20 protein-coding genes and 1 rRNA gene are annotated in these 26,399 nt (G+C 69.9%); 14 read left to right on the forward strand and 7 right to left on the reverse strand.

All coding sequences use genetic code 11. The features are described 5' to 3' along the window. Window positions 1-187: 187 nt before the first annotated feature. From ITP53_RS37385 to ITP53_RS37395, 3 genes are all read right to left on the reverse strand, one after another. Window positions 188-1,696, reverse strand: a complete 1,509-nt coding sequence (locus ITP53_RS37385; protein ID WP_195900189.1) for a CoA-acylating methylmalonate-semialdehyde dehydrogenase — start codon at window positions 1,694-1,696, stop codon at window positions 188-190. Continuing rightward, window positions 1,693-2,988 carry an aspartate aminotransferase family protein gene (locus ITP53_RS37390; protein WP_195900190.1) on the reverse strand — a complete coding sequence of 432 codons (1,296 nt, stop codon included), beginning with the start codon at window positions 2,986-2,988 and terminating at the stop codon, window positions 1,693-1,695. Before ITP53_RS37390 ends, ITP53_RS37385 begins: the two co-directional genes overlap by 4 nt. A gap of 102 nt (window positions 2,989-3,090) precedes the next feature. Beyond that, window positions 3,091-4,542 (reverse strand): MFS transporter, encoded by a 1,452-nt coding sequence (locus tag ITP53_RS37395; RefSeq protein ID WP_195900191.1) that lies wholly within the window; start codon window positions 4,540-4,542, stop codon window positions 3,091-3,093. Between the two features lie 55 nt (window positions 4,543-4,597). Here ITP53_RS37395 and ITP53_RS37400 point away from each other — a divergent pair, with 55 nt between their 5' ends. Genes ITP53_RS37400 through ITP53_RS37415 form a run of 4 tightly spaced genes read left to right on the forward strand, consistent with a single transcriptional unit; the run spans window position 4,598 to window position 9,047 of the window. After that, window positions 4,598-5,299: a TetR/AcrR family transcriptional regulator gene (locus ITP53_RS37400; RefSeq protein ID WP_195900192.1), complete on the forward strand. Its 702-nt coding sequence runs from the start codon at window positions 4,598-4,600 to the stop codon at window positions 5,297-5,299. Window positions 5,300-5,311: 12 nt separating this feature from the next. Continuing rightward, window positions 5,312-6,946 carry an AMP-binding protein gene (locus ITP53_RS37405; protein ID WP_195900193.1) on the forward strand — a complete coding sequence of 545 codons (1,635 nt, stop codon included), beginning with the start codon at window positions 5,312-5,314 and terminating at the stop codon, window positions 6,944-6,946. 57 nt (window positions 6,947-7,003) lie between these two features. Then, a complete protein-coding gene (locus ITP53_RS37410; protein WP_195900194.1) occupies window positions 7,004-8,620 on the forward strand; it encodes a PucR family transcriptional regulator in 1,617 nt (538 codons plus the stop codon). A 52-nt stretch (window positions 8,621-8,672) separates the two neighbouring features. Then, window positions 8,673-9,047, forward strand: a complete 375-nt coding sequence (locus ITP53_RS37415) for a cupin domain-containing protein (protein ID WP_195900195.1) — start codon at window positions 8,673-8,675, stop codon at window positions 9,045-9,047. 108 nt (window positions 9,048-9,155) lie between these two features. On the opposite strand, the gene trpS is transcribed toward ITP53_RS37415, so the two are convergent. Further along, on the reverse strand, window positions 9,156-10,118 hold the full coding sequence (gene trpS / locus ITP53_RS37420) for a tryptophan--tRNA ligase (protein WP_195900196.1): 963 nt from the start codon (window positions 10,116-10,118) through the stop codon (window positions 9,156-9,158). Window positions 10,119-10,373: 255 nt separating this feature from the next. Here trpS and ITP53_RS37425 point away from each other — a divergent pair, with 255 nt between their 5' ends. Then, the gene (locus ITP53_RS37425; protein ID WP_195900197.1) at window positions 10,374-11,843 is read left to right on the forward strand and encodes a phosphodiester glycosidase family protein; all 1,470 of its coding nucleotides are present in this window, start codon (window positions 10,374-10,376) and stop codon (window positions 11,841-11,843) included. A 172-nt stretch (window positions 11,844-12,015) separates the two neighbouring features. Here ITP53_RS37425 and ITP53_RS37430 read toward each other — a convergent pair whose 3' ends face one another. Next, complete coding sequence (locus tag ITP53_RS37430) at window positions 12,016-12,474, reverse strand: Lrp/AsnC family transcriptional regulator (RefSeq protein WP_195900198.1); 459 nt, start codon at window positions 12,472-12,474, stop codon at window positions 12,016-12,018. A 52-nt stretch (window positions 12,475-12,526) separates the two neighbouring features. Here ITP53_RS37430 and ITP53_RS37435 point away from each other — a divergent pair, with 52 nt between their 5' ends. The 3 genes from ITP53_RS37435 to ITP53_RS37445 all read left to right on the forward strand — a co-directional run bounded on the left by ITP53_RS37435 (window position 12,527) and on the right by ITP53_RS37445 (window position 14,542). Further along, a complete protein-coding gene (locus ITP53_RS37435; RefSeq protein WP_195900199.1) occupies window positions 12,527-13,201 on the forward strand; it encodes a LysE family translocator in 675 nt (224 codons plus the stop codon). 92 nt (window positions 13,202-13,293) lie between these two features. Beyond that, entirely contained in the window at window positions 13,294-13,740 is a 447-nt protein-coding gene (locus tag ITP53_RS37440; RefSeq protein ID WP_195900200.1) for a hypothetical protein, read from the forward strand. A 118-nt stretch (window positions 13,741-13,858) separates the two neighbouring features. Further along, window positions 13,859-14,542: an HAD family hydrolase gene (locus tag ITP53_RS37445; RefSeq protein WP_195900201.1), complete on the forward strand. Its 684-nt coding sequence runs from the start codon at window positions 13,859-13,861 to the stop codon at window positions 14,540-14,542. Window positions 14,543-14,610: 68 nt separating this feature from the next. Here the strand turns inward: ITP53_RS37445 and ITP53_RS37450 are convergent, their stop codons facing one another. Continuing rightward, entirely contained in the window at window positions 14,611-15,768 is a 1,158-nt protein-coding gene (locus tag ITP53_RS37450) for an ROK family transcriptional regulator (RefSeq protein ID WP_236051571.1), read from the reverse strand. A gap of 228 nt (window positions 15,769-15,996) precedes the next feature. On the opposite strand from ITP53_RS37450, the gene ITP53_RS37455 reads away from it, so the two are divergent. The 6 genes from ITP53_RS37455 to ITP53_RS37480 are packed head-to-tail and all read left to right on the forward strand — an operon-like array spanning window position 15,997 to window position 26,034. Further along, the gene (locus tag ITP53_RS37455) at window positions 15,997-17,430 is read left to right on the forward strand and encodes a sugar ABC transporter ATP-binding protein (protein ID WP_407941374.1); all 1,434 of its coding nucleotides are present in this window, start codon (window positions 15,997-15,999) and stop codon (window positions 17,428-17,430) included. Further along, window positions 17,427-18,422, forward strand: coding sequence for an ABC transporter permease (locus ITP53_RS37460; protein ID WP_195900203.1), 996 nt, complete (start codon window positions 17,427-17,429; stop codon window positions 18,420-18,422). Before ITP53_RS37455 ends, ITP53_RS37460 begins: the two co-directional genes overlap by 4 nt. Further along, window positions 18,419-19,360 carry an ABC transporter permease gene (locus tag ITP53_RS37465; RefSeq protein ID WP_328817026.1) on the forward strand — a complete coding sequence of 314 codons (942 nt, stop codon included), beginning with the start codon at window positions 18,419-18,421 and terminating at the stop codon, window positions 19,358-19,360. The genes ITP53_RS37460 and ITP53_RS37465 overlap by 4 nt, the downstream gene beginning before the upstream one ends. Next, complete coding sequence (locus ITP53_RS37470; protein WP_195900204.1) at window positions 19,347-20,555, forward strand: ABC transporter substrate-binding protein; 1,209 nt, start codon at window positions 19,347-19,349, stop codon at window positions 20,553-20,555. The genes ITP53_RS37465 and ITP53_RS37470 overlap by 14 nt, the downstream gene beginning before the upstream one ends. After that, a complete protein-coding gene (locus tag ITP53_RS37475) occupies window positions 20,552-21,391 on the forward strand; it encodes a sugar phosphate isomerase/epimerase family protein (RefSeq protein WP_195900205.1) in 840 nt (279 codons plus the stop codon). Before ITP53_RS37470 ends, ITP53_RS37475 begins: the two co-directional genes overlap by 4 nt. Before the next feature lie 50 nt (window positions 21,392-21,441). Then, window positions 21,442-26,034: a ThuA domain-containing protein gene (locus ITP53_RS37480; RefSeq protein WP_195900206.1), complete on the forward strand. Its 4,593-nt coding sequence runs from the start codon at window positions 21,442-21,444 to the stop codon at window positions 26,032-26,034. Between the two features lie 246 nt (window positions 26,035-26,280). Here the strand turns inward: ITP53_RS37480 and rrf are convergent. Beyond that, window positions 26,281-26,397, reverse strand: a 5S ribosomal RNA gene (rrf, locus tag ITP53_RS37485). Between the last annotated feature and the right edge of the window lie 2 nt (window positions 26,398-26,399).

Consider the following 26,399-nt stretch of genomic DNA (forward strand, 5'->3'; position numbering starts at 1 on the left):
GCGTGGGGGTGGGGGCTGCCGCTCCCATGCCGGCGACCAGCACCGTTACGGCGAGCGCCACGGCGTGAGTGCGACGACGTTTCACGATGTCTCCCCCTTTGGGTTCCCCCTTGTCCGTGTGCTGGAGCCTACCGGGGAGCGGCCCGGGAGGGGACGCGTGTCCCTCCCGGAGCGCTGACCGTGCGCGTCAACCGTTCGTGGGGAAACCCAGGTTCACGCCGCCGTGCGAGGGGTCGAGCCAGCGGGAGGTGACGACCTTGCCGCGGGTGTAGAAGTGCACGCCCTCGGTGCCGTGCACGTGCGTGTCGCCGAAGAGCGAGGACTTCCAGCCGCCGAAGCTGTAGAACGCCATCGGGACCGGGATGGGCACGTTGATGCCGATCATGCCGACCTCGACCTCGTTCTGGAAGCGCCGGGCCGCGCCGCCGTCGTTGGTGAAGATCGCGGTGCCGTTGCCGTACAGGCCGCCGTTGATGACGCCGAGGCCCTCCTGGTAGGAGGAGACGCGCACGATCGACAGGACAGGGCCGAAGATCTCGTCCGTGTGCGTACGCGAGCCCACCGGGACGTGGTCGAGCACGGTCGGACCGAGCCAGAACCCCGGCGTTCCCGCCGCCGTGCCGCCGCCGAGCACGGCCGCCGTACGGCCGTCCACGACCAGCTTGGCTCCCTCCTCGACGCCGAGGTCGAGATAGGAGGCGACCTTGTCGCGGTGCGCCCGGGTGACGAGCGGCCCCATCTCGGACTTCGGGTCGTCGCCTGGGCCGAGCACCAGCTTGTCGACGCGCTCGACGATCTTCTGGACGAGTTCGTCGCCGATCGGGTCGACGGCCAGCACGACGGAGATCGCCATGCACCGCTCGCCCGCCGAGCCGAACCCGGCCGACACCGCCGAGTCGGCCACCAGGTCGAGGTCCGCGTCGGGGAGCACGAGCATGTGGTTCTTGGCGCCGCCGAGCGCCTGAACCCGCTTGCCGTGCGCCGTGCCGGTCTCGTAGACGTATTCGGCGATGGGCGTGGAGCCGACGAACGACACGCCGCGCACGTCCGGGTGCTCAAGCAGCCGGTCCACGGCCTCCTTGTCGCCCTGGACCACGCCGAACACGCCGTCGGGCAGGCCGGCCTCCTGCCAGAGCCTTGCCATGAGCAGCGACGCGGACGGGTCCCGCTCGGACGGCTTGAGCACGAAGGCGTTCCCGCACGCGATCGCGATCGGGAACATCCACATCGGCACCATGGCCGGGAAGTTGAACGGCGTGATCCCGGCGACGACGCCCAGCGGCTGGCGCATCGAGTAGGCGTCGACCCTGGTCGAGACGCCTTCTGAGAAGCCGCCCTTGAGCAGGTGGGGGATCCCGCAGGCGAACTCCACGACCTCCAGGCCGCGGGCGACCTCGCCGAGCGCGTCGGAGTGCACCTTGCCGTGCTCGGCGGAGATCAGCCCGGCCAGCTCGTCGCGGTGGGCGTACATGAGCTCGCGGAAGCGGAACAGCACCTGCGCCCGCTTCGTCAGCGACGCGTCCCGCCAGGCGGGGAAGGCCGCGACGGCGGCCGCCACGGCCGCGTCCACGTCTGCGGCCGAGGCGAGCGCGACGTGGCCGGCGACCTCACCGGTCGCCGGATTGAAGATCTCCGCGGTACGGGTGCCGTCCCCGTCCACCGGAGCGCCGTTGATCCAATGATTGACCGACTTCACTGAGCCGCCGCTCCTGTGTCGCTGGCTTCGGAGTTGATGGTCTCGAGTGCGGTGACGATGATGCCCAGGCCCTCCGTCGCCTCGTCGACCGTGAGGGTGAGGGGCGGGGCCATCCGGATGGCGTTGCCGTACAGGCCGCCCTTGCCGGCCAGCAGGCCCGCCTTCTTCGTCTCCTCCATGAACCTGGCCGCCTGGGCTGGGGTCTCCAGCTCGACGGCGAACATCAGGCCCTTGCCGCGCACCTCCCTGACGACCGGCAGCCGCTCGGCCGCCTCCCTGAGCCCGCGCAGGATGATCGCGCCCGTGCGCGCCGCGTTGGACTGGAGGTCGTGGTCGAGCACGTAGTCGAGGGTGGCGTTGGCGGCGGCCATGGAGATCGGGTTGCCGCCGAACGTGGACAGGCCCACCGCGTGCGGCGCGTCCATCAGGTCGCCGCGGGCGACGACGCCGCCGACGGCGAACCCGTTCCCGAGTCCCTTCGCGAACGTGATCATGTCAGGCGTCACGCCGTGGTTCTGGATGCCGAAGAACGCGCTGCCGGTCCGGCCCCAGCCGGTCTGCACCTCGTCCGAGATGAAGAGGATGCCCTGCTCCTCCAGCACCTCCTTGTACGCGGCGAACAGCCCGTCGGGGGCCATCGTGAACCCGCCCACGCCCTGGACCGGCTCGGCGATCAGCGCCGCCACGTCGTTGGATACCGCGGTCGCCAGCACGTGACGCAGGTCGTCGACGCACGCCTTGATGTAGTCGGCGTCCGACAGCCCCTTGAACTGGGTGAGGTGGCGGTCGGCGCCGTGCAGGAAGTGCACGTTGAGCGGGGAGAGCGAGTTGTTCTTCCACGACCGGTTGGAGGTGACGCTGATCGCCCCGAAGCTGCGCCCGTGGTAGCTCTGCCGCATGGCCAGCACCTGGTCGCTCTTACGCGCGTACGTGGCCAGCAGCAGCGCCGTCTCGTTGGCCTCGGTGCCGGAGTTGGTGAAGAAGACCTTGGCGTCGGGGATGCCGGAGAGCCGCGCGATCTTCTCGGCCAGCTCGACCTGGCCGCGCAGCAGATAGGCGGTGCTGGTGTGCACCACGCCTGTGGCGAGCTGGCGCTCGACGGCCTCGCGCACCTCGGGCACGTCGTACCCGATCATGTTGGTGAGGATGCCGGCGAAGAAGTCGAGGTAGCTCTTGCCCTCGGCGTCGACGACGCGGTTGCCCTTACCGGTGACGATCTCGATGGGCTCGGTGTAGTTGAGTGCGATCCAGTTCGGCATCACTGCCCGGTGGCGCGCGAGTAGCTCCGACATGTTATCGAGTATCCCGTTCCCGTCCTCGTCCTCCTATCCGCAACCTGTCGGCATGCGGCCAAATCAGGTTACATGATGTAATTCCTTCTCTTAAGGGATGCACTATGCGGCCCGCACCGGCTCGGGGGCGGCGGCGGGCTTGGCCGAGCGCAGCGTGGTGACCGCCAGCAGCGCGGCGGCCACGCAGAACCCCGCGCCGACCCACGAGCCGAGGTGCATGGCGGAGGTGAAGGCCTCGTTGGCGACCTCGGCGAAGCCCATGGGGTGCGCGGCGCCGATCGACTCCCTCGCGGCCGCCGGCAGGTCGGCCGGCATCTCGGAGGTGTAGCGCCCGGCCAGCACGCTGCCCAGGATCGCGATGCTCAGCGCCACCCCGACCTGCTGGACGGTGTCGTTGAGCGCGGAGCCGACACCGGCGTGATCCACGGGGATGGCGGCCATGAGCGAGGCGTAGGCGGACGGACCGGCCAGGCCGCCGCCGATGCCCATGATCACCAGCCCGGTGACCAGGAACGGGTAACCGGTGGTCATGGCCATGACCACGAAGCCCCCGGCCAGCAGCAGGAATCCGGCGCCGACCAGCGCCCGGCTGCTCACCCGCTGCCCGAGCCCCGCGCCCACCCCGTTGAAGACGGCCGCGGCCGCGGCGTAGGGCAGCATGGCCAGGCCGGCCTGCATCTCCCCGTAGCCGAGGACGTACTGCAGGTACTGGGTGAGCATCAGCATCACGGCGCCCGCGCCGAAGGACATCAGCAGGATCGAGAACGACGCGCCGCTGAAGTTGCGGTTGGCGAACAGGTGGAGGGGCAGCATCGGCTGCGTCTGCCGGCGCTCCCAGATCACGAACGCGCCCAGGGCGAGCACCGCGACCACGATGACGGGGATGTTCCACTCGCGCTCGATGATCACGTAGACGGCCGAGGTCAGGCCGACGATGGACAACACCACGCCGACGGGGTCGATTCTGCGCCCGGCGCTGCGGGTCTCGGGCATCAGCACGACGGCGGCCACGACGGCGATCGCCGCGATGGGGACGTTCAGCAGGAAGATCGAGCCCCACCAGTAGTTCTCCAGCAGCAGGCCGCCCAGCGTCGGGCCCGACACCATGCCGACCAGGGCCACGGCGCTCCAGGCGGCCATCGCCTTGCGCCGCTCGGCCTCGTCGAACACGGTCATCAGGATCGACAGCGTGGACGGCATCATGATCGAACCGCCGATGCCCATCAGGGCCCGCGCGGCGATCAGTTGCCAGGGCTCGGTGACGAGGACGGCGAGCAGCGACGCGCCGCCGAAGAAGACCAGGCCGATGATCAGGAACCGGCGGCGGCCGTACTTGTCGGACAGGCTGCCCGAGGTGAGCAGCAGGCCGGCGAAGGCCAGCACGTAGGCGTCGATGATCCACTGGATGTCCGACGGTGTCGCGCCCATCTCCTCACTCAGGGAGGGGATGGCCAGATTGAGCACCGTGTTGTCGACCACAAGGACCAGCAGCGCCAGGCAGAGGACACCAAGGATCCACCAGCGGCGGGGGTCTCGTACAGTGTTCGAATTCACTCGCACACTGTACGACAACCCTCGTACACCGTGCGAGTGGTTTTATCCTGGGAACATGAGCGCCAAGCAGTTCTCCTCCGTATGGCTCCGCGAGCCGCGCAAGGCCACGAGCCCGGGGCGCAGCCGCGAAGAGATCGTCGGCGCGGCCATGGAGCTGCTCGACCAGGAGGGGCTCAGCGGGCTGAGCATGCGCAAGCTCGGCGCGAAGCTGAGCTCGGGCGCCACCAGCCTCTACTGGTACGTCGCCAACAAGGACGAGTTGCTCGAGCTGGCCTACGACGAGATCTGGGCCGAGATGACCCTGCCCGACCCGGAGGACTCGGGCTGGCGCGACGCCGCCTCGGGCCTGGCCCACAGCATGCGCCAGGTGATGCTGCGCCACCCCTGGTCGGCCGATCTGCTCGGCCGCATGCCCGCGCTCGGCCCGCACGCGCTGCTCATCGCGGACAAGATGCGCCGGATGTTCAAGCTGGCCGGGTTCGGCGGGCTGGAGATCGACTACGCCGGGGCCACCCTCACCGGCTACGTCTTCGGCATGACGCTGCCCGAGGTCGCCTGGAACGCCGCGATGGCCGACCAGGACTACGACGCCGACGAGATGCGCGCGTCGGTCGTCAAGGCCGCCGCCCAGTTCCCCGACATCCTGGAGCGCATCGACATGGACACCTACGACGATCCGCGGGCCGTCCGCGAGATGTGCTTCGACTTCGGGCTCGTGTCGGTGCTCGACGGCCTTGAGCGGCGGCTGGTGACGTAGCAGGATCCGGGCATGAGCGATTTCCGTTCCGCCCGCGACCTCCTCCTCGGCGCCGGCATCGACTACGACACCGCCCGGCGCGACTTCCGCTGGCCGGAGCTCGCGGAGTTCAACTGGGCGCTCGACTGGTTCGACGGCGTGCTGGCCGCCGAGACCCCCGGCGCCGTCGCGCTCAAGATCGTGGGCCCGGCCCCGGTCACCTACACCTTCGCCGAGCTGTCGGCCCGCTCCAACCGGGTCGCCAACTGGCTGCATCAGCAGGGGGTGCACCGGGGCGATCGGATCCTGCTCATGCTGGGCAACCAGGCCGAGCTGTGGGAGTCGCTGCTGGCCGCGATGAAGCTGGGGGCGGTGGTCATCCCGGCCACGACGCTGCTGACCGCCAAGGACGTCACCGAGCGGATCGAGCGCGGCCAGGTCGCCCACGTGATCGCCAACGCCTCCGACGCGGGGAAGTTCACCGGTGGCGAGTACACGAAGATCGCGATCGGCGACGCGTACAACTGGCTGCCGTATCACGAGGCCGGTGAGGCGGGCGAGCACTTCACGCCGGACGCTCCGACACGGGCGGACGAGACGATGCTGCTCTACTTCACCTCAGGCACGACCTCGCAGCCCAAGCTGGTCGAGCACACACACGCCTCCTATCCCGCCGGGCACCTGTCGACGATGTTCTGGATCGGGCTGCGGCCCGGCGACGTGCATCTCAACGTGTCCTCGCCCGGGTGGGCCAAGCACGCGTGGAGCAACGTGTTCGCGCCGTGGAACGCCGGGGCCACCGCGCTCGTCCACGACTACCGGCGCTTCTCCGCACCGGCGTTGCTGGAACTGCTGCGGGACGAGCGGGTCAGCACGTTCTGCGCGCCGCCGACCGTGTGGCGGATGCTCATCCAGGAGGACCTGACGGCGTGGAAGCCACCCCTGCGTGCGGCCGTGGCCGCCGGCGAGCCGCTCAACCCGGAGATCATCGACCAGGTGGCCAAGGCGTGGGGCATCACGATCAGGGACGGCTACGGCCAGACGGAGACCACCGCGCAGATCGGCAACACGCCCGGCGAGCCGGTCAGGCCAGGGTCGATGGGACGTCCGCTGCCGGGTTACGACGTCGTGCTCATCGACCCCGTCACCGGCGAGCACGGGGACGACGGGGAGATCTGCCTGCCGCTGGACGAGCGCCGCCCCCTAGGCCTCATGTCCGGATATATCGGTGGAACGGGTGAGGCGATGCGCGACGGCTACTACCACACCGGCGACGTCGCCACCCGCGACCAGGACGGCTACATCACCTACGTGGGCCGGACCGACGACGTGTTCAAGGCCTCCGACTACCGCATCTCGCCGTTCGAGCTGGAGAGCGTGTTGCTGGAGCACGAGGCCGTGGCGGAGGCCGCCGTGGTGCCCGCGCCGGATCCGGTACGACTGGCCGTGCCGAAGGCGTACGTGTCGCTCGCGCCGGGGTTCGAGCCGGACGAGGCGACCGCGCGGTCGATCTTCGAGCACTGCCGGCGGGAGCTGGCGGCGTACAAGCGGGTGCGGCGGCTGGAGTTCGGCGAACTGCCCAAGACGATCTCCGGCAAGATCCGCCGGGTCGAGTTGCGCGTACGGGAGCCCCAGAGGGAATTTCGGGAGGAGGATCACAACCAGTGACAAAGTGTAAATTGCTGCGTTGCCGTTCTTACAGGCTGATCGACTAGGCTCTGCCCCGTGTTGCCCACCATCGCCGACGTCCTCGCCCTGGAGACCGTACGCCGGGGCAGCCCGCGCGTGGTCGCGGGCGCCGACCGGCTCGACTCCAAGGTGCGGTGGGTGCACGTCGGCGAGATCGCCGACATCGCCCACCTGCTCCGCGGCGGAGAGCTGGTGCTGACCACGGGAGTCGCGCTCCCCGACGACCCGGAGAAGCTCGCCGACTACATCGGCGAGCTTTCCTCCGTCGGCGCCTCGGGCCTGATCGTGGAGCTGGGCCGCAGGTTCGTCCGCGAGCTGCCGCGCGCCGTCGTCAAGTCGGCCGAGGACCACGGCCTGCCGGTCATCGTGCTGGCCCGCGAGACGCCGTTCGTGCAGATCACCGAGTCCGTGCACGCCCGGATCATCGACATCCAGCTGGAGGAGCTGCGGGCCTCCGAGCAGCTCCACGAGGTCTTCACCGAGCTGTCGGTCGAGGGCGCCTCGCCGGCCGAGGTGCTCGCCCAGGTGGCCAGGCTCTCGGCCCGGCCCGTGCTGCTGGAGAACCTCGCGCACCAGGTGCTGGCCTGCGAGTCCGCAGGGCGCGACGCGGGCACCCTGCTGGCCGGCTGGGAGACCAGGTCGCGGGCCGTCGCGCCGGAGGAGCGCACCGCGTACGATCCGGCGTCCGGGTGGCTGGTGACCACGGTCGGGGCGCGCGGGCAGGACTGGGGGCGGCTGATCCTGCTCTGCGACTCGCCGCCGTCGCCGCGCGACCTGGTTCTCGCCGAACGCGCCGCCACCACGCTCGCCCTGGGCCGCCTACTCGAACGCCACCAGGAGTCGCTCGAACGCCAGGCGCACGGCACGATCATCACCGGCATCCTGACCCACGCCTACGCCGACCCCGACGAGGCCGCCGCCCGCGCCCGCGCGGTCGGCGTGCCGCTCACCGGGCGCAAGCTGATCAGCGTGGTCATCAGGCCGACCGACCCCTCGGAGCAGGCCCTGGACGGCCAGGCGCAGCTCGGCGAGCTGGCCGAGGCGACCGCCGCCGCCTGCCGTGACGCCCGCCTGCCCGCCCTGGTCGGCGCGCTCGACCAGGACCGGGTCGGGATCCTGCTGCCGCTGCCGCCCCGCGCCCGGGCCGAGCCCGCGCTGACCGCGCTGTCCGACCGGCTGCGGGTGCTGTGGCGGCCAGGCTCGTCGTTCGTGCTGGCGGCGGGCTCGGTGGTGGAGTCCATCAAGGACGTACGCCGCAGCTTCCTCGAAGCCGAGCAGGTGGCCGACGTGGCGGTCAGGCAGCCGGACGGGCGGGCCTTCTACCGGCTGCCCGACCTGCGCCTGCGCGGGCTGCTGCACCTGCTGCGCGACGACGCCAGGGTGCAGACGTTCGCGGAGCGGGAGCTCGGGCCGTTGCTTGCGCACGACGCGCAGCGGGGCGGCGATCTGGCCAGGATCCTGCGCATCTATCTGGACGCGGGGCGCAACAAGGCGGTCGCCGCGCAGAAGGCCCACCTGTCCAGGCCGGCCTTCTACGACCGCCTGCGCCGCCTCGAACGCATCCTCGACACCGACCTCGACGACGTCGAGTCGTGCCTGTCGCTCCACGTGGCGCTGCTCGCCCTGGAGTCGTTCCGCAGGGAAACCCGGTGAACACGGGGGACCTCCACGGCGCTTGTCGAGCAAATGTGCTGGAATGAGCGATATGTCTGATGTGCTGATGCCCGACCTGACCGACCTCGGCCGCATGCTGGCCACCGCGGGGGCGTTCTCCGTGCCCGTTCACGACGTGCGGCTGACCCCAGACGAGCTCGCCCCCGAACAGATCGTCGCGGGCGACCCCGCCACGTCGTCGCTGGAGCTGGGCAGCGGGTGCGGCATCCGGGAGACCACCCCGGGCGTCGTGACGGACGTGGAGCAGGACGAGCTCTTCGTCGTGCTGTCCGGCCGCGCCACGATCGCCGTCGAGGGCGGCACCACGATCGAGGTCGCCCCCGGAGACGTGTGCCTGCTGGCGAAGGGCGCCAGGACCACGTGGATCGTCCACGAGACGCTGCGCAAGGTCTACCAGACCCGCTGACGCGATGCTCAGGACGGCGGGCTTCCGCCGGCCGCGCCACCGCCGCCTGCTGCGATCCGTGACGACGGAGCTGGCCGTGGCCAGGACCGCCGTCCCCGGCGCCCGCCGCTAGAGGCTCATCGCGGCCCCGACCTCGTCGAGCGTGCGGATCGCGCGCTCGCGGGCACGCGCGTTCCCCTCGGCCAGGATCTGCCTGGCGTCGGCCTCGGTGTGCTCGCGGCGGCGCTTCCTGATCGGCCGCAGGAACTCGTTGACCGCCTCGGTGACCAGACGCTTGAGCGCGGCGGCGCCGCCGTACCCGATCTCTTCCGCGAGGGCGTGCGGCGGGCGGCCGAGGCAGAGGGAGCCCAGCGTGAGGAGGTTGGCCACCTCGGGGCGCCGCGTCTCGTCGAACGTGATCAGCCGCTCGGAGTCGGTGCGTGCCCTGCGGATGAGGGCGGCCGTCTCGTCCTCGGTGGCCGACAGGGCGATCGCGTTGCCGCGGCTCTTGCTCATCTTGCCGCCGTCCAGCCCGGCGAGCAGCGGCCGTTCGCCCATCATGGCCTCGGGCAGCGGGAACACCTCGCCGTACCGCTCGTTGAAACGGCGCGCCACCATCCGCGTCAGCTCGATGTGCGGGAGCTGGTCCTTGCCGACGGGCACCAGCGTGCCCTTGCAGAACAGGATGTCGGCCGCCTGGTGCACCGGATAGGTGAACATCAGGCCGCTCACCGCCGCCTGCGAGCTGTGCGCGATCTCGTCCTTCACCGTGGGATTGCGGCTCAGCTCGGCCACCGACACCAGGCTCAGGAACGGCAGCAGCAACTGGTTGAGCTCGGGGAGCGCGCTGTGCCTGCAGATCGTCACCTTGGCCGGGTCGAGCCCGATCGCCAGGTAGTCGAGCAGCAGGTCGGTGATGCTGCGCTGGATGTCGCCGGGCAGGTCGCGATCGGTGATCACCTGGTAGTCGGCGATCATGACGTACATCGGGTACGTGTCCTGCAGTCTCACCCGGTTGGCCAGCGAGCCGAAATAGTGGCCAAGATGCAGCCGCCCGGTCGGGCGATCGCCCGTGAGCACGATGTCGTTCATTACGGTCTCTCCTCCAGATCATGCCGTCAGGAGAGGACCCGCACGCTCAGAGGGCCGTCTCCAGGACGGCCCACGCATGGGATTTCAGCGGCCGTCTATCGGCCGCCACCACATGCAGACGCGGTTCATACACGAATGGTATCCGCGCGCGATGTCAATCTCGTAACCTCTTTACCCTTTCAGCGTGTTCCCCTGCCTCAGAGACCTTGATCTCGCCACTATGGTGCGGTCCCTTTTCCGCCCTCTGGAGAGTTCATGTCTCGACGCACCCTCGCCGGCGGCCTGGCCATAGCCGCGGCGATCACCCTCACCACGCTGCCCGCGATCGCGGAGCAGGCGTCGGTGCGGTTCCCGTCGGCGAAGTTCCCGCTGGGCAGCCGTTCCGTGCCGACCAAGACCATGACCAACGTGGCACGGGGCATCGACCTGCACACCGTCCGGGCCGGTTCGGCGACCGACGGTTACACGGTGACCATCCTGATGCCGAGCGGCCGTGACTACGGCACGCTCTCGACCGCCGAGGCCACGCTGGCCGAGGTGGAGGCCACCGGGGAGACGCCCAGCCTGCAGAAGGTGATCAGGCCCAGCGTGGCCGACGCCCCATCCCAGACCGTCTACATGGTCCGCGTCGGCCTCTGGTCGCTCAAGGACAAGACGAAGGCCGAGAAGGCCGCCAAGAAGCTGAAGGAGGCGGGCCTGAAGGTCAAGGTCGACTACCTCGGCGACGACGGGCTCGACACCACCGGGCCCTGGGACGCCAAGGTCGCCATGATCGACTCGAAGACGTTCCGCGGCTCGTACGTCGCCTCGCTCGGCACCAGCGTCGCCAAGCGGGAGGCCGTCTCGTCCATGGCCAAGGCCCGCAAGGCCCTGGTCGGCGTCAACGGCGGCTTCTTCAACATCCATACCTCCCCGGCGCTGCGCGGCGAGCCCGTCGGCGCGTCCGTGGTGGGCGGCAGGCTCCTGAGCGAGGCCATTCCCGGCCGCTCGGCCGTGGTGCTCAGGGGCCGCTCCGCCAAGATCACAGAGCTGGAGACGTCCGTCACCGCCGTCTCGCAGGACGGCGAGCGGGCCGAGGTCAAGGGCGTCAACCGGGCCGCGGCGGTGGACGAACTGGTGCTGTACACGGAGGAGTACGGAGCCAAGACCCCCACCGGCGGGAGCGACGTCGTCCTCGACGCGAACGGCAAGGTCGTCGGCGTGCGGACCTCGGGCGCCGCGGTGCCCAAGGGGAAGCGCGTGCTGCACGGCAACGGCCTGGCCTCCGACTGGCTCGGCCTGCACGCCTGGCAGGACTACACGATCGAGGTCGTCACCAAGATCGTCGACCTGCGTACCAAGAAGACGGTCAAGCTGACCCCCGACCTCAACGTGATCGCGGGCGGCGTCGGGCTCGTACGCAACGGCAAGGTGAAGATCACCGCCAAGCGTGACGGGCACGACTCCATGAACATGATCCTGCGCCGCCACCCGCGCACCCTGCTCGGCACCACCAAGAACGGCAGCCTGATCCTGGCCACCATGGACGGACGGCAGCCCGGGGTGACCGTGGGGGCCAACTTCGTGGAGGCGGCGCAGTTCATGCGGTGGCTGGGCGCGGTCCACGCCATCAACCTGGACGGGGGCGGCTCGACGGCGATGGTGGTCGGCAAGAAGGTCGTCAACAAGCCCGCCGACGGGTCTGAACGCGCCGTCGGCGACGCCCTCCTGGTCCTGCCCGACTGACCACCGCCACCCCGCTTGAATCCACGGCGGGGACGACCGTGATCCCCGGCGTGCCCTGCCGGGATGCTTCGTCGAAAGGGACCCGTGCCACCCGTGCGGGTCCCTTTCCATGAGCCCCAACCAGCCTGCCCGTGGCCTCGACCAGCCTGTTCATGGCGGCCTTTCTTGAAGCTCAACCGGCCACAGGCAGACCCGCGTCCGGTTTCACGATCTTCATCGCGAGATGCGAGGTCACCTGGGCCACCCCTGGCAGCCCGGAGAGCGTCTCGGAGTAGAAGCGCTCATAGGCGGCCAGATCCGCCACCGCCACCCGCAGCAGGAAGTCGGGATCGCCGAACAGCCGGTGCGCCTCCACCATCTCGGCCATCTCCGACACCCGCCGCTCGAACTCCGCCACCGTGTCGTGGTCCTCGTACCTCATCACCACGGTCACGAACGCCTGGAACCCGCGCCCCACCGCGTCTCCGTCCAGCAGCGCCCGGTAGCCGCGAATGACTCCGGTCTCCTCCAGATGCCGCACCCGGCGCAGGCACGGCGAGGGCGTCAGCCCCACTCTGTCGGCCAGCTCGGCGTTGCTGAGCCGTCCGTCGCGTTGCAGCTCCTGGAGGATCCTGCGGTCAGTCCTGTCCACGGCGCAACATCCTGCCACGAAACCACCGCGACGAGCATGAATCCACCATCGTGTGCCAATCCTCCTCGACTACCGTCGCACCAAGGAGGCGGATCTCGTGGACACCCGGCTGTTGCTGCTCTTCCTGGGCGTGGACCTGCTGCTCATCTTCACTCCAGGCCCCGACATGCTCTACATCATGGCCCGCTCGCTCGGCGGGGGTCGCAGGACCGGGCTGACGGCGGTCGCGGGCGCCTGCGCCGGCTACCTCGTACACACCGTCCTGGCCGCCGCCGGTCTCGCCGCCGCACTTCGCGCCATCCCCGCCGCGCTGCCCGCGATGCGGTACGCCGGCGCCGCGTACCTGATCTTCCTCGCGATCAGGACCCTGGCGGCCATCAGGAAGCAGCACCCCGGCCCCATCTCCGGAGCGCCCCCGCAAGCGACCGGCACGGTGTTCCGGCAGAGCATGCTCACGGCCCTGCTGAATCCCAAGGGGCTGCTGCTGTACCTGTCGCTGATGCCGCAGTTCATCGCGCCGGAGGCGGGCGTTCCGCTCGGCTTCCAGCTCACCGCGCTCGGCCTGCTCCACGTCGTGAACTGCGCGCTGATGTACGGGCTCATCGCCGTCGCCACCGCGCTGGCCGCCCGGGCCCTCACCGGCACCCCGAAGGCCGCGCGCCGTGTCTCGGCGGTCTCCGGCACGATGCTCCTCGTGGTCGCGGTGGCCACGCTGGGCGTTCACTGACCTCGCGCACTTTGAGTATGGGGTACTCATGCCGCGAGCGCCCCGCTCTCGCAGAGTCGGAGCAACGAAGCTCCGACCCGAGGAGAACTCCCATGGGGGGAACCAAGATCCTGGGCGCCGCGATGGCGTCGTCCCTGATGGTCGCCGGCCTGGTGGCGGCCACCGCCGCGCCGTCCGCCGCCGCCGGCTGCGTCATCCGCGACGGCGTTTCCAGCACCGGCACAGAAACCGGCCGCAATCCCACCCGTTTCGAGTACACGGACAGCCCGTACCTCGGCGCCCGGTACAACTCGTGCACCGACAAGGTCGTCCTCTACTACGGCGGATACACCAACACGGCGGCCGGCTGGCACTACAACGTCCGTTTCACCACCGGCGGCCAGCGCGAGCTGTCTCCGGGGTCGAGCCGCAAGTGGACGTTCAACAACCCCGGCGGCACGTCCCTGTCGGCCGTGGTCCAGCTCTGCAAGAAGGGCGGCTTCGCCCAGCGATCGTCCTGCACCCGCTGGTCCCCGACCGTCCGCGTCTCGCTCCGCTAGAACCCATCCCGCGAAAACCGGCCCGGCGACCACCCCGCCGCTCTGTGCGGGGTCGCCGGGCCGGGCCCCACTGGTTGGACGCCTGATCAACGCGACGGCACCCCGGTAGAGTCACCTCATGCCGGTCAGCGCGGTTGTCTTCGATTTTTTCGGCACTCTCACACCCAGCACGCCGAGCCACGTCTGGGACGACCATGCGGCGCGGAGCGCGGCGCCGCTCGGGATCCCGGTGGAGACGTGGCGGGCGGCGCTCGACGTGTCGTTCCCCGAGCGTGCCATCGGGGCCCTGGGCGGGCTGACAGAAACCTTCCGCGAGCTCGTACGGCGCTGTGGACACGACGTCGACGAGGCGGCCCTCGCGGCGGCGTGCGCGGCTCGGATGACGGCGCAACGGGAGCTGTTCCTGCTGCGGGACGACGCCGTGAAGACGCTGACCGAGATCCGGGCGCGCGGCCTGCCGGTCGGCGTGCTGAGCGACTGCAGCGCCGAACTCGCCGAGTCATGGCTGTCGCTGCCCTTGGCCGAACTGGTGGACGGCGTGGTGCTGTCGTGCGAGGTGGGCCGCCGTAAGCCCGATCCCGAGCTGTTCGCGCTGATCGCCGCCCGTCTCGGCGCGGTGCCCCAGGAGTGCCTGTACGTCGGCGACGGCGGCGGCCACGAGCTCACCGGCGCCTCCTCGTGCGGGATGACGGCGTACATGCTGCGCGCCCACGACTGGGCCGGCAACGACGCCCACTCCCGGGAAACCGACTGGTCCGGCCCCGCGGTGAGGTCGCTGTCGGAGGTGCTCGACCTCCTTTAGCCGGGAAGAGTCTTCCGCCACGCTCGGCGAGCCTGGGGCGATCGACAGCCTGATATCGAACCCGTCCGTCAGCTTCGGATGGACTGCTCCACGGATTCCGGCGTGAGGACATGCTCGATGATCATCGAGGCTGCGCCGGTGACGCCGGCGGAGGCGCCGAGGTCGCTGGCGCGGATGTTGAGCCATTGGGTGGCCAGCGGCAGCGAGCGGCCGTAGATCGCCTCGCGGATCCCCGCGATCAGGTGCTCGCCCGCGTCGGCCAGGTCGCCGCCGATCACGATCTCGGTCGGGTTGAAGAAGTTGACGATCGACGCCAGGACCAGGCCCAGATCCCGGCCGCTCTGCCGCACCTGCCGAATGGCCCAGGTGTTGCCAGCCCGGACGAGCCGGACGACATCGCGGGCGTCGGCCGCCTCCAGCTCTTCCGCACGCAACCGCGCCGCCACCGCGCCACCGCCCGCGACCGCCTCCAGGCAGCCGGTGTTACCGCAATGACACACCACCTCCGAGCCCGGCACGCGGATGTGCCCGATGTCGCCGGCGGCGCCCCGGGCTCCCCGGTGGAGGCGCCCGCCGGAGATGATGCCGCAACCGATGCCGGTGCCGACCTTGGTGAACAGAAGATGATCGGTCTGCGGGCCCGCGGCCGAGTGCTCCCCGAGCGCCATGATGTTCACGTCGTTGTCGACCAGCACCGGGGCGCCGATCCTGGAGCCGAGCCAGTCGGCGACGGAGAAGCCGTCCCAGCCCGGCATCAGCGGCGGGTTCACCGGCCGGCCGGTGTCGTGCTCGACCGGTCCCGGCAGACCGACGCCGGCCCCGCAGACGTCGGCCATGCGGTGGCCGCACCCGGCCAGCAGCTCGGTGAAGGTCTCCAGCAGCCAGTTCAGGCTGGGCTCTGGGCCCTGCGCGATCGCTACATCGCAGGTGCGCTCGGCCACGATGGAGCCGGACAGGTCGGTGACGGCCAGCCTGGCATGAGTGACGCCCAAGTCGACGGCGAGCACGATCCTGGCGCGCGGGTTGAAGGCGAACGCGGTCGAGGGACGGCCTCCGGAGGAGATCGCGTGCTCCGCCGGGACGATCCAGCGGTGGAAGAGCAGTGCGTCGAGCCGCTGCGAGACCGTCGAGCGAGCCAGGCCGGTGAGCTGGACCAGCTCCGCCCGGGTTCGGGGCTGACCGTCACGCAGGATGGAGAGCAGCGTGCCAAGCGTGTCCTGTGCCAAGTCCGCCCCGCTTTCGACGATCAGATCGCTATATATGTCGAGCCTAGAACGACTTTTGCTTGACTACCGTCGGATCATCAATTTACGATCCCGAAACATGGAGGACATTGGCCGACCATCGGCCGATCACCGACGGGCCGGCTCTCTTCCCGTCCGCCGCATCCCCCACCTCCACACGCATCCCGTCCCCGACTCCGCATCGGCAGGGGAGGGGGCGAGATGCTGAACATGCGCGGCATTGGAAAGCGCTTTCTGGGTGTCCAGGTGCTCGCCGGCGTGGACCTCGCGGTGAGTGCCGGCGAAGTGCACGCGGTGGTGGGGGAGAACGGCGCGGGAAAGTCCACGCTGATGAAGATCCTTGCCGGGGTCCACATCCCCGACGAGGGCATGATCGAGATCGACGGCCGCCGTATGTCGTTCGGCCATCCGCTGGAGGCACAGCGTGCCGGTGTGGCGATCATCTACCAGGAGTTCAATCTGCTGCCTGACCGCAGCGTGGCCGAGAACGTCTTCCTCGGCCGCGAACCCGTACGGCGCGGCATGGTGGACCGGGCCGCCATGGACGCGGCGACCGCCCGGCTCCTCGCCGAACTGGAGGTGGACTCCTTCGGCCCAAGGCAGCCGGTCAAGCGCCTGTCAGTCGCCCAGCAGCAGGTCGTCGAGATCGTCAAGGCGCTGTCGGTGGACGCCCGCATCGTCGTGATGGACGAGCCGACGGCCGCCCTCGCCGGGCACGAGGTCGAGCTCCTGTACCGGCTGGTGCGCCGATTACAGGAGCGAGGCATCGCCGTGCTGTACATCTCCCACCGGCTGCGCGAGGTGTTCGACCTGGCCGGCCGGGTGACCGTGCTGAAGGACGGCAGGCTCGTCACCACCGTGCCCACCGCCGACGTCACGCCTGGCGACCTGGTCCGCCTCATGGTCGGGCGCGACCTCGGCAGCTACTTCCCGCCCCGGTCCTCCTCCGCTGGGGAGACGCGCCTGCGGGTCACCGGCGGCGGCAACGACCGGCTGCACGACATCGACCTGGAGCTTCGCGCCGGGGAGATCGTCGGCGTGGCGGGGTTGCAGGGGGCCGGCCGCTCGGAACTGGCCAAGGCGCTGTTCGGTGCCGAGCCGTTCACCCGAGGCGAGATGACTCCGGTACGCCCGCGATCGGTCCGCGCGGCCATTCGGGCCGGCATCGGCCTGGTGACGGAGGACCGCAAGGCCGAGGGCCTGGCGTTGCGCCAGTCCGTACGCGACAACGCGCTCCTCGTGGCCCGCGCCACGGGCCGCGGCCGGCGCGGCGGCGTGCGCGAATTGCTGGAACGGGTGCGATTACGCCCGCCTCGCCAGGAGCAGGAGGTCCGCTACCTCTCCGGCGGTAACCAGCAGAAGGTTGTGCTCGCCAAATGGATGTCCGTCGCGCCGCAGGTGCTGCTGTTCGACGAGCCGACCCGCGGCGTCGATGTGGGCGCCAAGGCGGCCATCCATGACCTGATGCGCGAGCTGGCCGGCGAGGGCGCCGCGATCATGATGATCTCCTCCGAACTGCCCGAGCTGATCGGCATGAGCGACCGCATCGTGGTGCTCCGAGACGGCCGCATCGTGGGCACCCTTCCCGCCGGCTCCTCCGAGGAGGCCGTCATGAGCCTGGCCGCCGGCGAGGTGACCTCGTGACCGCCCTCCCCGGTCGCCAGGGCGGACTGGCGGCGCCGGCTGGCGGCCCGACCCGGGTGGTCTTCGTGGCCCTGGCCGTGGTCATCCTGGCCGGCTGGGGGCTGGTCGCCCTGGACGGCGGCCAGTTCCTCACTCTGGAGAACGTCGTCGGCGTGCAGCAGCGCTCGGCGGCGCTCGGCATCGTCGCGGTGGGGCAGACGCTGGCCATCCTGGCCGGGTCGCTCGACCTGTCGGTCGCGTACCTGATCAGCCTCACCTCCCTGGTCGCGGCGGAGGTCATGGCCGGCCAGGACTCCGGCATCGTGCCCGCGGTGGCCGCGGTCGCGGCGGTCAGCATCCTGGTCGGGCTGGTCAACGGCCTGGTGATCACCAAGCTGCGGGTGCACGCGTTCATCGCCACCCTCGGCGTCTCACTGATCATCAAGGGCGTGGTGGACCACCTCTACGACGGCCCCGCAGGCCGCGTGCCGGAGACCTTCCAGCACCTCGGCTACGACCGGATCGGACCGGTGCCGGTCTCGGCCCTGCTCTGGGCCGCGGTCGCGCTCACCGCCTGGTTCCTGCTCAGCCGGACCAGGTACGGCTACCGCGTCTACGCCGTGGGCGGCAGCCCCGAGGTCGCCAGGCTCTCGGGAGTCCGCACCGACCGGGTGGTGATCGTCACGCACGTGCTGTGCTCGCTGTGCGCCGGAATCGCCGGTCTCCTGCTGGCCTCCCGGCTCGGCGCCGGAGCCCCGACCGTGGGGACCGACGGCGGCTATGACCTGGAGTCCATCGCCGCCGTCGTACTCGGTGGCACCGCGCTGGCCGGAGGCAGGGGCGGCATCGCGGGCACGGTCGGCGGCGTGCTCCTGCTGGCCGTCCTGGACAGCGTCTTCAACCAGCTCGAAGTGAACTCCTTCGTCAAGGACGTCGTGCGCGGCGTGGTCATCGTGGCCGCGGTGGCCGCATACGCCCGGCGTACCGGGATGCTCGGAAGGAGAAGGTCGTGAGACGTGCGCTGCCCATCCTCGCGGTGCTGGTCGTGCTGCTGGCCGCCATCGCGGTCGCCAACCCGTTCTTCCTCGAACCCGCCGGCTTCCTCGCCTTCCTCCGCCGCGCCGCGCCGCTGGTGATCCTCGCCGCGGGGCAGTACTTCGTCATCGTCTCCGGCGAGTTCGACCTGTCGGTCGGCTCCCTGGTCACGGTCGAGGTCGTGGTCGCCGCCCGTCTGCTCGACGGGAACGAGGACGCCACGTGGCCGGTGCTCGTCCTGCTGATCGCCATCGGGCTGCTGGTGGGTCTGGTCAACGGGGTGGTGACGACCATCCTGCGGGTGCCGTCGTTCATCACCACGCTCGGCATGATGCTCGTGCTGTCGGGCGCCGTCTTCCTGTGGACGGGTGGCGCACCGCGCGGCGCCCTGTCCGACGCCTTCCGCGTCTTCGGCAGGGAGACCGGCTGGGCCGGCCTGGTGCTGACGGTCATGGCCGTGGCCGCCGTCCTGCTCATGCGCGCGGACTTCGGCCGGACCTTGGTCGCGACCGGGGACAACGAGCGCGCCGCCGCGCTGTCCGGCGTACGGGTCGCCCGGGCCAGGATCCTGGCCTTCGTCCTCTCCGGGCTCGCCGCGGCCGTCGCCGCGATCCTGCTCGGTGGTTTCGCCGGGGTCTCCGCCCAGGTCGGCCAAGGGCTGGAGTTCCAGGCGATCACCGCGGTCGTTCTCGGCGGTGTCGTCCTCGGCGGCGGGCGCGGCACGGTGATCGCCGCGATGGCCGGCGCCTTCGCCTTGGAAGCCCTGTTCACCCTGCTCAACCTGTACGGCATCTCGGGGGCCCTGGAGTTCACCGTCCAGGGCGTCATCATCATCGCCGCCGTCGCGGCGGGAGCTTTGAGACTTCCCTCCCTCATCCCCCAGAAGGACAAAGGAGCCGCACATGCCGCGTCCTAGCCCGCTCGTCCTCGCCGCGGTGGCGCTGGCACTGCTCGCCGCGGGTTGCACCTCCGACAGGCCCACGGCCACCGCGACCCAGGCCCCCGCCTCCCCGTCCACTTCCGCGCCTGCCGCCGGCACGGGGAGCCAGTCGAAGTTCTTCGTCCAGGCCGACTACGACGCCCAGCTCGCCATGCGGTCGCAGACGCCGGAGGGCCCGGCGGACAAGCCCTGGGAGCAGGCCATCGCGCCGCAGATGACCTCCACCGCCGAGCACAAGAAGGACGGCCCGTACGAGATCTGTTTCTCCAACGCCGCGGTCAACAACCCCTGGCGCCAGGTCGGCTGGCGCTCCATGCAGGCCGAGGCCGCACTGCACAAGGAGATCACCAAGTTCACCGCGCTCGATGCCGAGGGCAAGGACGACAAGCAGATCTCCGACATCGCCGAACTGCAGGCCAGGGGGTGCGATGCGCTGATCATCTCGCCGAACACCACCGCGACGCTCACCCCTGCGGTGAAGGGCGCCTGCGCCGAGGTGCCGGTCATCGTCTTCGACCGCGGCGTGGAGACCGACTGCCCGGTGACCTTCATCAAGCCGATCGGTGGCTACGCCTTCGGCGCCGACGCGGCGGAGTTCCTCGTGCAGAAGGTGCCGGCGGGCGGGAAGATCCTGGCGCTGCGGATCAGCCCCGGCGTGGACGCGCTGGAGACCCGCTGGTCCGCCGCGAAGGTGTCCTTCGACGCCAGCGGCCTGGAGGTCGTCGGCGTGGAGTTCACCGACGGCGACGCCGCCAAGAGCAAGAGCATCGTCAGCGACTACATCCAGCGCCACGGCAAGATCGACGGCGTGTGGATGGACGCCGGCGCCACCTCGGTGGCGGTCGCCGAGGCGTTCGAGGACGCCGGACTGCCCGTGCCGCCGATGACCGGCGAGGACCAGCAGGACTTCCTGCGCAAGTGGAAGGACGACGGCCTGACCGCGATCGCCCCCACCTACCCCACCTACCAGTGGCGCACCCCGGTCATCGCCGCCCTGAAGATCCTCAAGGGTGAGGAGGTGCCGAAGGTGTGGAACCTGCCCCAGCCGAAGATCACCCAGGAGACCCTGGACACCTACCTCCAGCCCGACATGCCGCCGCTGCACTATGCCCTGTGCGGCTGCGAGAACCTGCCCGGCTTCCCCGAGGACTGGGGCGGGACGAAGGGGTGAGCGGGTTCCCGATAGGAGTGAACACCTGGGTGTGGACCTCGCCGCTCACCGACGGCGACCTGGCCCGCCTGGCTCCCCAGGCCGCCGGGTGGGGATTCGACGTCATCGAGCTGCCGATCGAGCGGCCCGGCGACTGGGATCCCCTCCGGGCCGCGGATCTGCTGGCCCGGCACGGCCTGGGGGCCTCGGTGGTGCTCGTCATGCCGCCGGGCCGGGAGCTCGTGGCGGCGCCGGCAGGCACCGTCCTGGAGACCCAGGACTACCTGCGGCACTGCGTGGACGCGGCCGTCGCCGTCGGCTCGCCGGTGATCGGCGGCCCCGCGTACGCCTCGGTGGGGCGGACGTGGCGCATGTCCGGCGAGGAGCGGCGCGCGGCGTACACCGAGCTCCGGCGCAACCTGGAGCCGGTCGCCGAGTACGCCGCCGAGCGCGGCGTGCGCATCGCCGTCGAGCCGCTCAACCGGTATGAGACCAGCCTGATCAACACCGTCGAACAGGCGCTCGACGCCCTGCCCCAGGGCTGCGACCTGGCCCTTGACGTCTACCACATGAACATCGAGGAGAAGGACCCGGCCCTGGCCGTACGCGCGGCGGCCGGACGGGTCGCGCATGTGCAGGTCTGCGGTACCGACCGCGGTACCCCGGGCGAGGACCGGTTCGACTGGCCCGGCTTCGCCGCGGCGCTGCGCGACACCGGCTACGCCGGGCCTCTGGTCATCGAGTCGTTCACCGCCCACAACCAGTCCATCGCCACCGCGGCCTCCATCTGGCGGCCCCTGTCCCCCACTCAGGACGACCTCGCCACAAGCGGGCTGGCGTTCCTCCGCACACTCTGACCGTCGCCACATACTCCACCACCCCCCAACCCTTCGTCTGGAGATGCGACATGCGTCGATTGTTGGCTGCCCTGTTCCTCCCGATCCTGTTACTCAGCTCACTGGCCGGCACCGCCCAGGCCGACGCCGCTCACCAGGAGCCCTTCCGGGCTCTGCTGTTCACCAAGGCCGTCGGATACGTGCACAGCTCGATCCCGGCCGGCATCCAGATGGTCGAGGAGATGGCGGCCGAGCACGGCTTCGAGGTCGTGCAGACCGCCGACTCCAACGCGTTCGAGGATGCCAACCTGGCCACCTTCGACGTGCTGATCATGCTGCAGAACTCCGGCATGGTCTGGGAGAACGACGCCCAGCGCCAGGCCCTGCAGAAGTTCGTGCGCTCCGGCAAGGGCGTCGTGGCCGTCCACAACGCCATGGACATGGGCATCGAGAACGACTTCCCCTGGTGGGACGACCTCGTCAACGGCGGAGCCCACATGCCGGCCCACTCGCCGGGCGTGCTGCAGGGCACCGCCAAGGTCGCCGACCGGGTCCACCCGTCGACGAAGAACCTCCCGCTGCGCTGGGAGCGCCCGGAGGAGTGGTACAACTTCTCGCCCAACCCTCGGGGCGACGTGCACGTCCTGGTGACCGCGGACGAGACGACGTACGACCCGGGCGGCTCCGCCATGGGGCCCGACCACCCGATCTCCTGGTGCCGCAAAGCCGAGGGAGGCAAGGTCTGGGCCACCGCCATGGGACATGACACCGCCGCGTACGCCGAGCCGCTGTTCCGCGAGCACGTACGGGGCGGCATCGGCTGGGCCGCGGGGGTCGAGGAAGGCGACTGCGGCGGCACGGTGCACAGCAGCTTCGAGAAGATCACGCTGGACGACAACACCGCCGACCCGATGGAGCTGGACGTCGCCGCGGACGGCCGCGTCTTCTACGTCCAGCGGCGCGGCGAGGTCAAGATCTTCAAGCCCGACACGCACGCCACCGTCACCGCCGCCACCCTGAACGTCTACACCGGCGGTGAGGACGGCCTGATCGGCATGGAACTCGACCCGAAGTTCGCTGAAAACGGCTGGATCTACCTCTACTGGTCGCCCGCCGACAGCGCCGAGGACGTCAATCGGCTCTCCCGGTTCACGGTGAGCGGCGACGGCATCGACCTGGACACCGAGAAGAAGATCCTGGAAGTGCCCGCCTACCGCTCCAGGACCTTCCCCGAGCCTGGCCACACCGGCGGCGCGGTGGAATTCGGTCCCGACGGCACGCTCTACCTGAGCACCGGTGACGACGTGCCGCCGAACCTCTCGCCCGACTGGCAGGGTTACGCCCCGATCGACTGGCGGCCCGGCGAGGAGATGCTGGACGCCGCGCGTACCGCCGGCAACACCAACGACCTGCGCGGCAAGATCCTGCGGATCGAGCCGAAGGCCGACGGCGGCTACGACATCCCCGAGGGGAACCTGTTCCCGCCGGGGACCGACAAGACCAAGCCCGAGATCTACGCGATGGGCTTCCGCAACCCGTTCCGGTTCACGGTGGACCAGAAGACCGGTTACGTGCACATGGCCGACTACGGCCCCGACCGCGGCCTTCCGACCACCGAGCGTGGGCCGGAAGGGCTGGTCGAGTACAACGTCATCCGCGAGGCCGGCAACTACGGCTGGCCGTTCTGCCACGGTGACAACCAGCCGTACGCGCCCTACAACCCGGACACCAAGGTCGTCGGGCCCAAGTTCGACTGCACCACCCCGGTCAACGACTCGCCGAACAACACCGGCCTGACCGAGCTGCCGCCGATCCAGGCGCCCATCATGTGGTACGGCTACGGCACCTCGCCGGTCTTCCCCGAGCTCGGCGCCGACGGGGCCGCCCCGATGATGGGCCCGGTCTACCGCTACGAGGCCGGCAACCCGTCCACCACCAAGTTCCCCGCCTACTTCGACGGGGTCGGCTTCTTCTACGAGTGGTCGCGCAACTACATCAAGGAGGTGCACCGCGACGCCGACGACAAGGTACTGAAGATCAACGACTTCCTGGCCAACCTGTCCTTCGTCAAGCCGATGGACATGACCTTCGGTCCTGACGGCTCGATGTACCTGCTGGAGTGGGGCAGCGCCTTCGGCGGCGGCAACAACGACTCCGGCCTGTACCGGATCGACTACTCCGCCGGTGCCCGCGCCCCGGTCGCCAAGGGCGCGGCGTCGCGCACGAACGGTCCCGCGCCGCTGTCGGTGGAGTTCGACAGCGCCGGAAGCTACGACCCGGACGGCGACTCGATCACCTTCGCCTGGGACTTCGACGGTGACGGAACCTTCGACTCCACCGAGCCCAAGGTCACCCACGTGTACCAGGAGCCGGGGAGGTTCACCGCCCAGCTCAAGGTGACCGACTCCACGGGCAAGGAGGGCTTCGCGAACATCGAGGTCACGGCGGGCAACACCGCGCCCACGGTCGCCCTGGAGGCGCCGGTCAACGGAACCCTCATCGACTTCGGCACCGACGTGCCGTACAAGGTGACGGTCACCGACCCAGAAGACGGCACGATCGACTGCCAGAAGGTGTTCGTCAATCCGGCCCTGGGCCACGACGACCACGAGCACGACACCACCGAGATCCCCGGTTGCCAGGGCACGATCTCCACCAGCGACCTCGGCGGACACCCGGCGGGCGCCAACCTCTACTACGTCATCAACGCCCACTACACCGACCAGAGCGACATCCCGCTCACCGGATACGCCAAGGTGGTGCTGCAACCCAAGCGCAAGCAGGCCGAGTACTTCACCTCGATGTCCGGCGTACGGGTGATCGACCAGAGCGCCGCCGAGAGCGGCAAGCGCATCGGTGACATCAGCAACGGCGACTGGATCGCCTTCACGCCGATGGACCTCAACGGGATGAACTCGGTGGCCTACCGCGCGTCCTCGCCGAACGGCGGCGGCTCGATCGAGCTGCGCGCCGGCTCCCCGACGGGCACACTGCTCGCCACCACGCCGGTGCCGGCCACGGGCGGCTGGGACACCTACCAGATGACCGCGTCGGTGCCGGTGAAATCCGACGTGCGTACCCAGACGTTGTACGTCGTCTTCAAGAACAGCGCCAACAACGGCTTCGACCTGGACGCGATCCAGTTCGCCGGCGAGGGCGCCGGAGACGGGCCCGACGCGGGTGTCTACACGCTCACCGCGCAGCACAGCGGCAAGAACGTCGCGGTCAAGGACGCATCGACGGCCGACAACGCACTCATCGTGCAGATGGGCGCGACCGGCGGCAACGAGCAGCAGTGGGAGGCGATGCCGCTGAGCGCGGGCGGCTACCAGTTCAAGAACGTCAAGAGCGGCAAGTGCCTGGACGTGCCCAGCGGCTCCACCACGGCCGGCACCCAGCTCGTCCAGTGGACCTGCCACCCCGACACCCACGCCCACCAGATCCACCAGCGGTTCCAGCCGGCATTGGCAGGAGAGGTATACAAGATCACCTCGGCGGCCAGCGGGCTGTGCGTGGACGTCAACGGCGTGTCCCAGGCCGACGGCGCCGCGGTGGTCCAGTACAACTGCACCGACACCGACAACCAGCGCTTCCGGCTCACGGCCCCCCAGGACGACGAGACGCCGCCGGTGACCACGGTCAAGGTAGCCGACCCGGGCGGTGAGGACGGCTGGTACTCCACCGGGCCGGTCGAGGTCACCCTGACGGCGACCGATGGCGGCTCCGGTGTGGCGGCGACGGAGTACCGCCTCGACGAAGGCGCCTGGACCATCTACACCGAGCCGGTCCTGGTCAGCGGCGACGGCAGTCGCAAGCTGGAGTACCGCTCTCGCGACGGCGCGGGCAACGTGGAGGAGCCTGGCTCCCGCACCCTGAAGATCGACACGCTCGCGCCGCAGACGACCGCCGACTTCGCGGCGCCCAACGACGAGGGCTGGAACGACGGCGACGTCCCGGTGGTCCTCACCGCGCAGGACGCCACCTCCGGTGTCACCCGCGTGGAGTACTCCCTGGACCAGGGGGAGTGGAAGGCGTACGCCGGCGAGCCCGTGGTCGTCACCGGTGACAGGTCCCACGAGCTGCGCTACCGTGCCCGCGACGCCGCGGGGACGACCGAGCAGGAGAAGGCGGCGGTGCTGAAGATCGACGGCACCCGCCCCACCCTGATGGTCTCGGGCGTGTCCGACGGCGAGGTGTACGGCGACGCGCAGGATCTGCGCATCTCCTGGGAAGCCGTGGACGCCACCTCCGGCGTGAAGACCATGTCGGGCACACTGGAGGGTGACGAGCTGCGGTCCGACACGATCGTGCCGCTGTTCTCCCGCCCGCTGACGCGGCAGACGGTGTCGGTGACCGCGAACGACAACGCCGGCAACAGCGTGACCACGAACGTGAAGTTCACGGTCACGACGTCGCTGCGGGACATGCAGAACCTGCTGGATCGGTTCCGCGCCACCAGCTGGCTGTCCCTGGACGCGCACACCTCGCTCACCAAGGAGCTGACCAAGGCGAGGACCGCGGAGGCGAAGGGCAAGGACGCCGAGGCGCTGCGCCAACTGCGGGAGTTCAAGGCTCTGGTCGGCGACCAGGCCCTGGTCCCGCGCGCCGACGTGCGCCAGGTCCTCACCCGCGACGCCGACAAGATGATCGAGGTGATCGGCTGACGGGTCGCTGATGCGGCTGCCCGTGGTGCCGGTGCATGCCTCCGGCACCATGGGCAGCCTCCGTGCGACGAGGTGGGCGACCGCTTCCTTGACGGCGGTCCGGAGCGCCACGCCAAGCAGCAGAACCCCCGATAACAAAAAAGGACCCCACGCACCCGGCGTGAGGCCCCACCCACCAACAATGGCAGGCCAAAACAGGGAAAGCCCCCGACCTACTGGTCGAGGGCCTCCCCCTACATAACGATTGTCCGGCGGTGACCTACTCTCCCACACCCTCCCGAGTGCAGTACCATCGGCGCAGAGAAGCTTAACTTCCGGGTTCGGAATGTAACCGGGTGTTTCCTTCCCGCCATAACCGCCGTAAC

It is taken from the genome of Nonomuraea cypriaca, from assembly GCF_015645445.1.
Classification (GTDB): Bacteria; Actinomycetota; Actinomycetes; order Streptosporangiales; family Streptosporangiaceae; genus Nonomuraea; species Nonomuraea cypriaca.

Bases quoted from the DNA above. Each gene is read 5' to 3' on its own strand.
- trpS (WP_195900196.1), bottom strand. From the start codon at position 10,118: ATGAACGACATCGTGCTCACGGGCGATCGCCCGACCGGGCGGCTGCAT.
- ITP53_RS37455 (WP_407941374.1), top strand. From the start codon at position 15,997: ATGCGCGGCATTGGAAAGCGCTTTCTGGGTGTCCAGGTGCTCGCCGGC.
- ITP53_RS37390 (WP_195900190.1), bottom strand. From the start codon at position 2,988: ATGTCGGAGCTACTCGCGCGCCACCGGGCAGTGATGCCGAACTGGATC.
- ITP53_RS37425 (WP_195900197.1), top strand. From the start codon at position 10,374: ATGTCTCGACGCACCCTCGCCGGCGGCCTGGCCATAGCCGCGGCGATC.
- ITP53_RS37405 (WP_195900193.1), top strand. From the start codon at position 5,312: ATGAGCGATTTCCGTTCCGCCCGCGACCTCCTCCTCGGCGCCGGCATC.
- ITP53_RS37470 (WP_195900204.1), top strand. From the start codon at position 19,347: ATGCCGCGTCCTAGCCCGCTCGTCCTCGCCGCGGTGGCGCTGGCACTG.
- ITP53_RS37445 (WP_195900201.1), top strand. From the start codon at position 13,859: ATGCCGGTCAGCGCGGTTGTCTTCGATTTTTTCGGCACTCTCACACCC.
- ITP53_RS37400 (WP_195900192.1), top strand. From the start codon at position 4,598: ATGAGCGCCAAGCAGTTCTCCTCCGTATGGCTCCGCGAGCCGCGCAAG.
- ITP53_RS37440 (WP_195900200.1), top strand. From the start codon at position 13,294: ATGGGGGGAACCAAGATCCTGGGCGCCGCGATGGCGTCGTCCCTGATG.
- ITP53_RS37415 (WP_195900195.1), top strand. From the start codon at position 8,673: ATGTCTGATGTGCTGATGCCCGACCTGACCGACCTCGGCCGCATGCTG.
- ITP53_RS37480 (WP_195900206.1), top strand. From the start codon at position 21,442: ATGCGTCGATTGTTGGCTGCCCTGTTCCTCCCGATCCTGTTACTCAGC.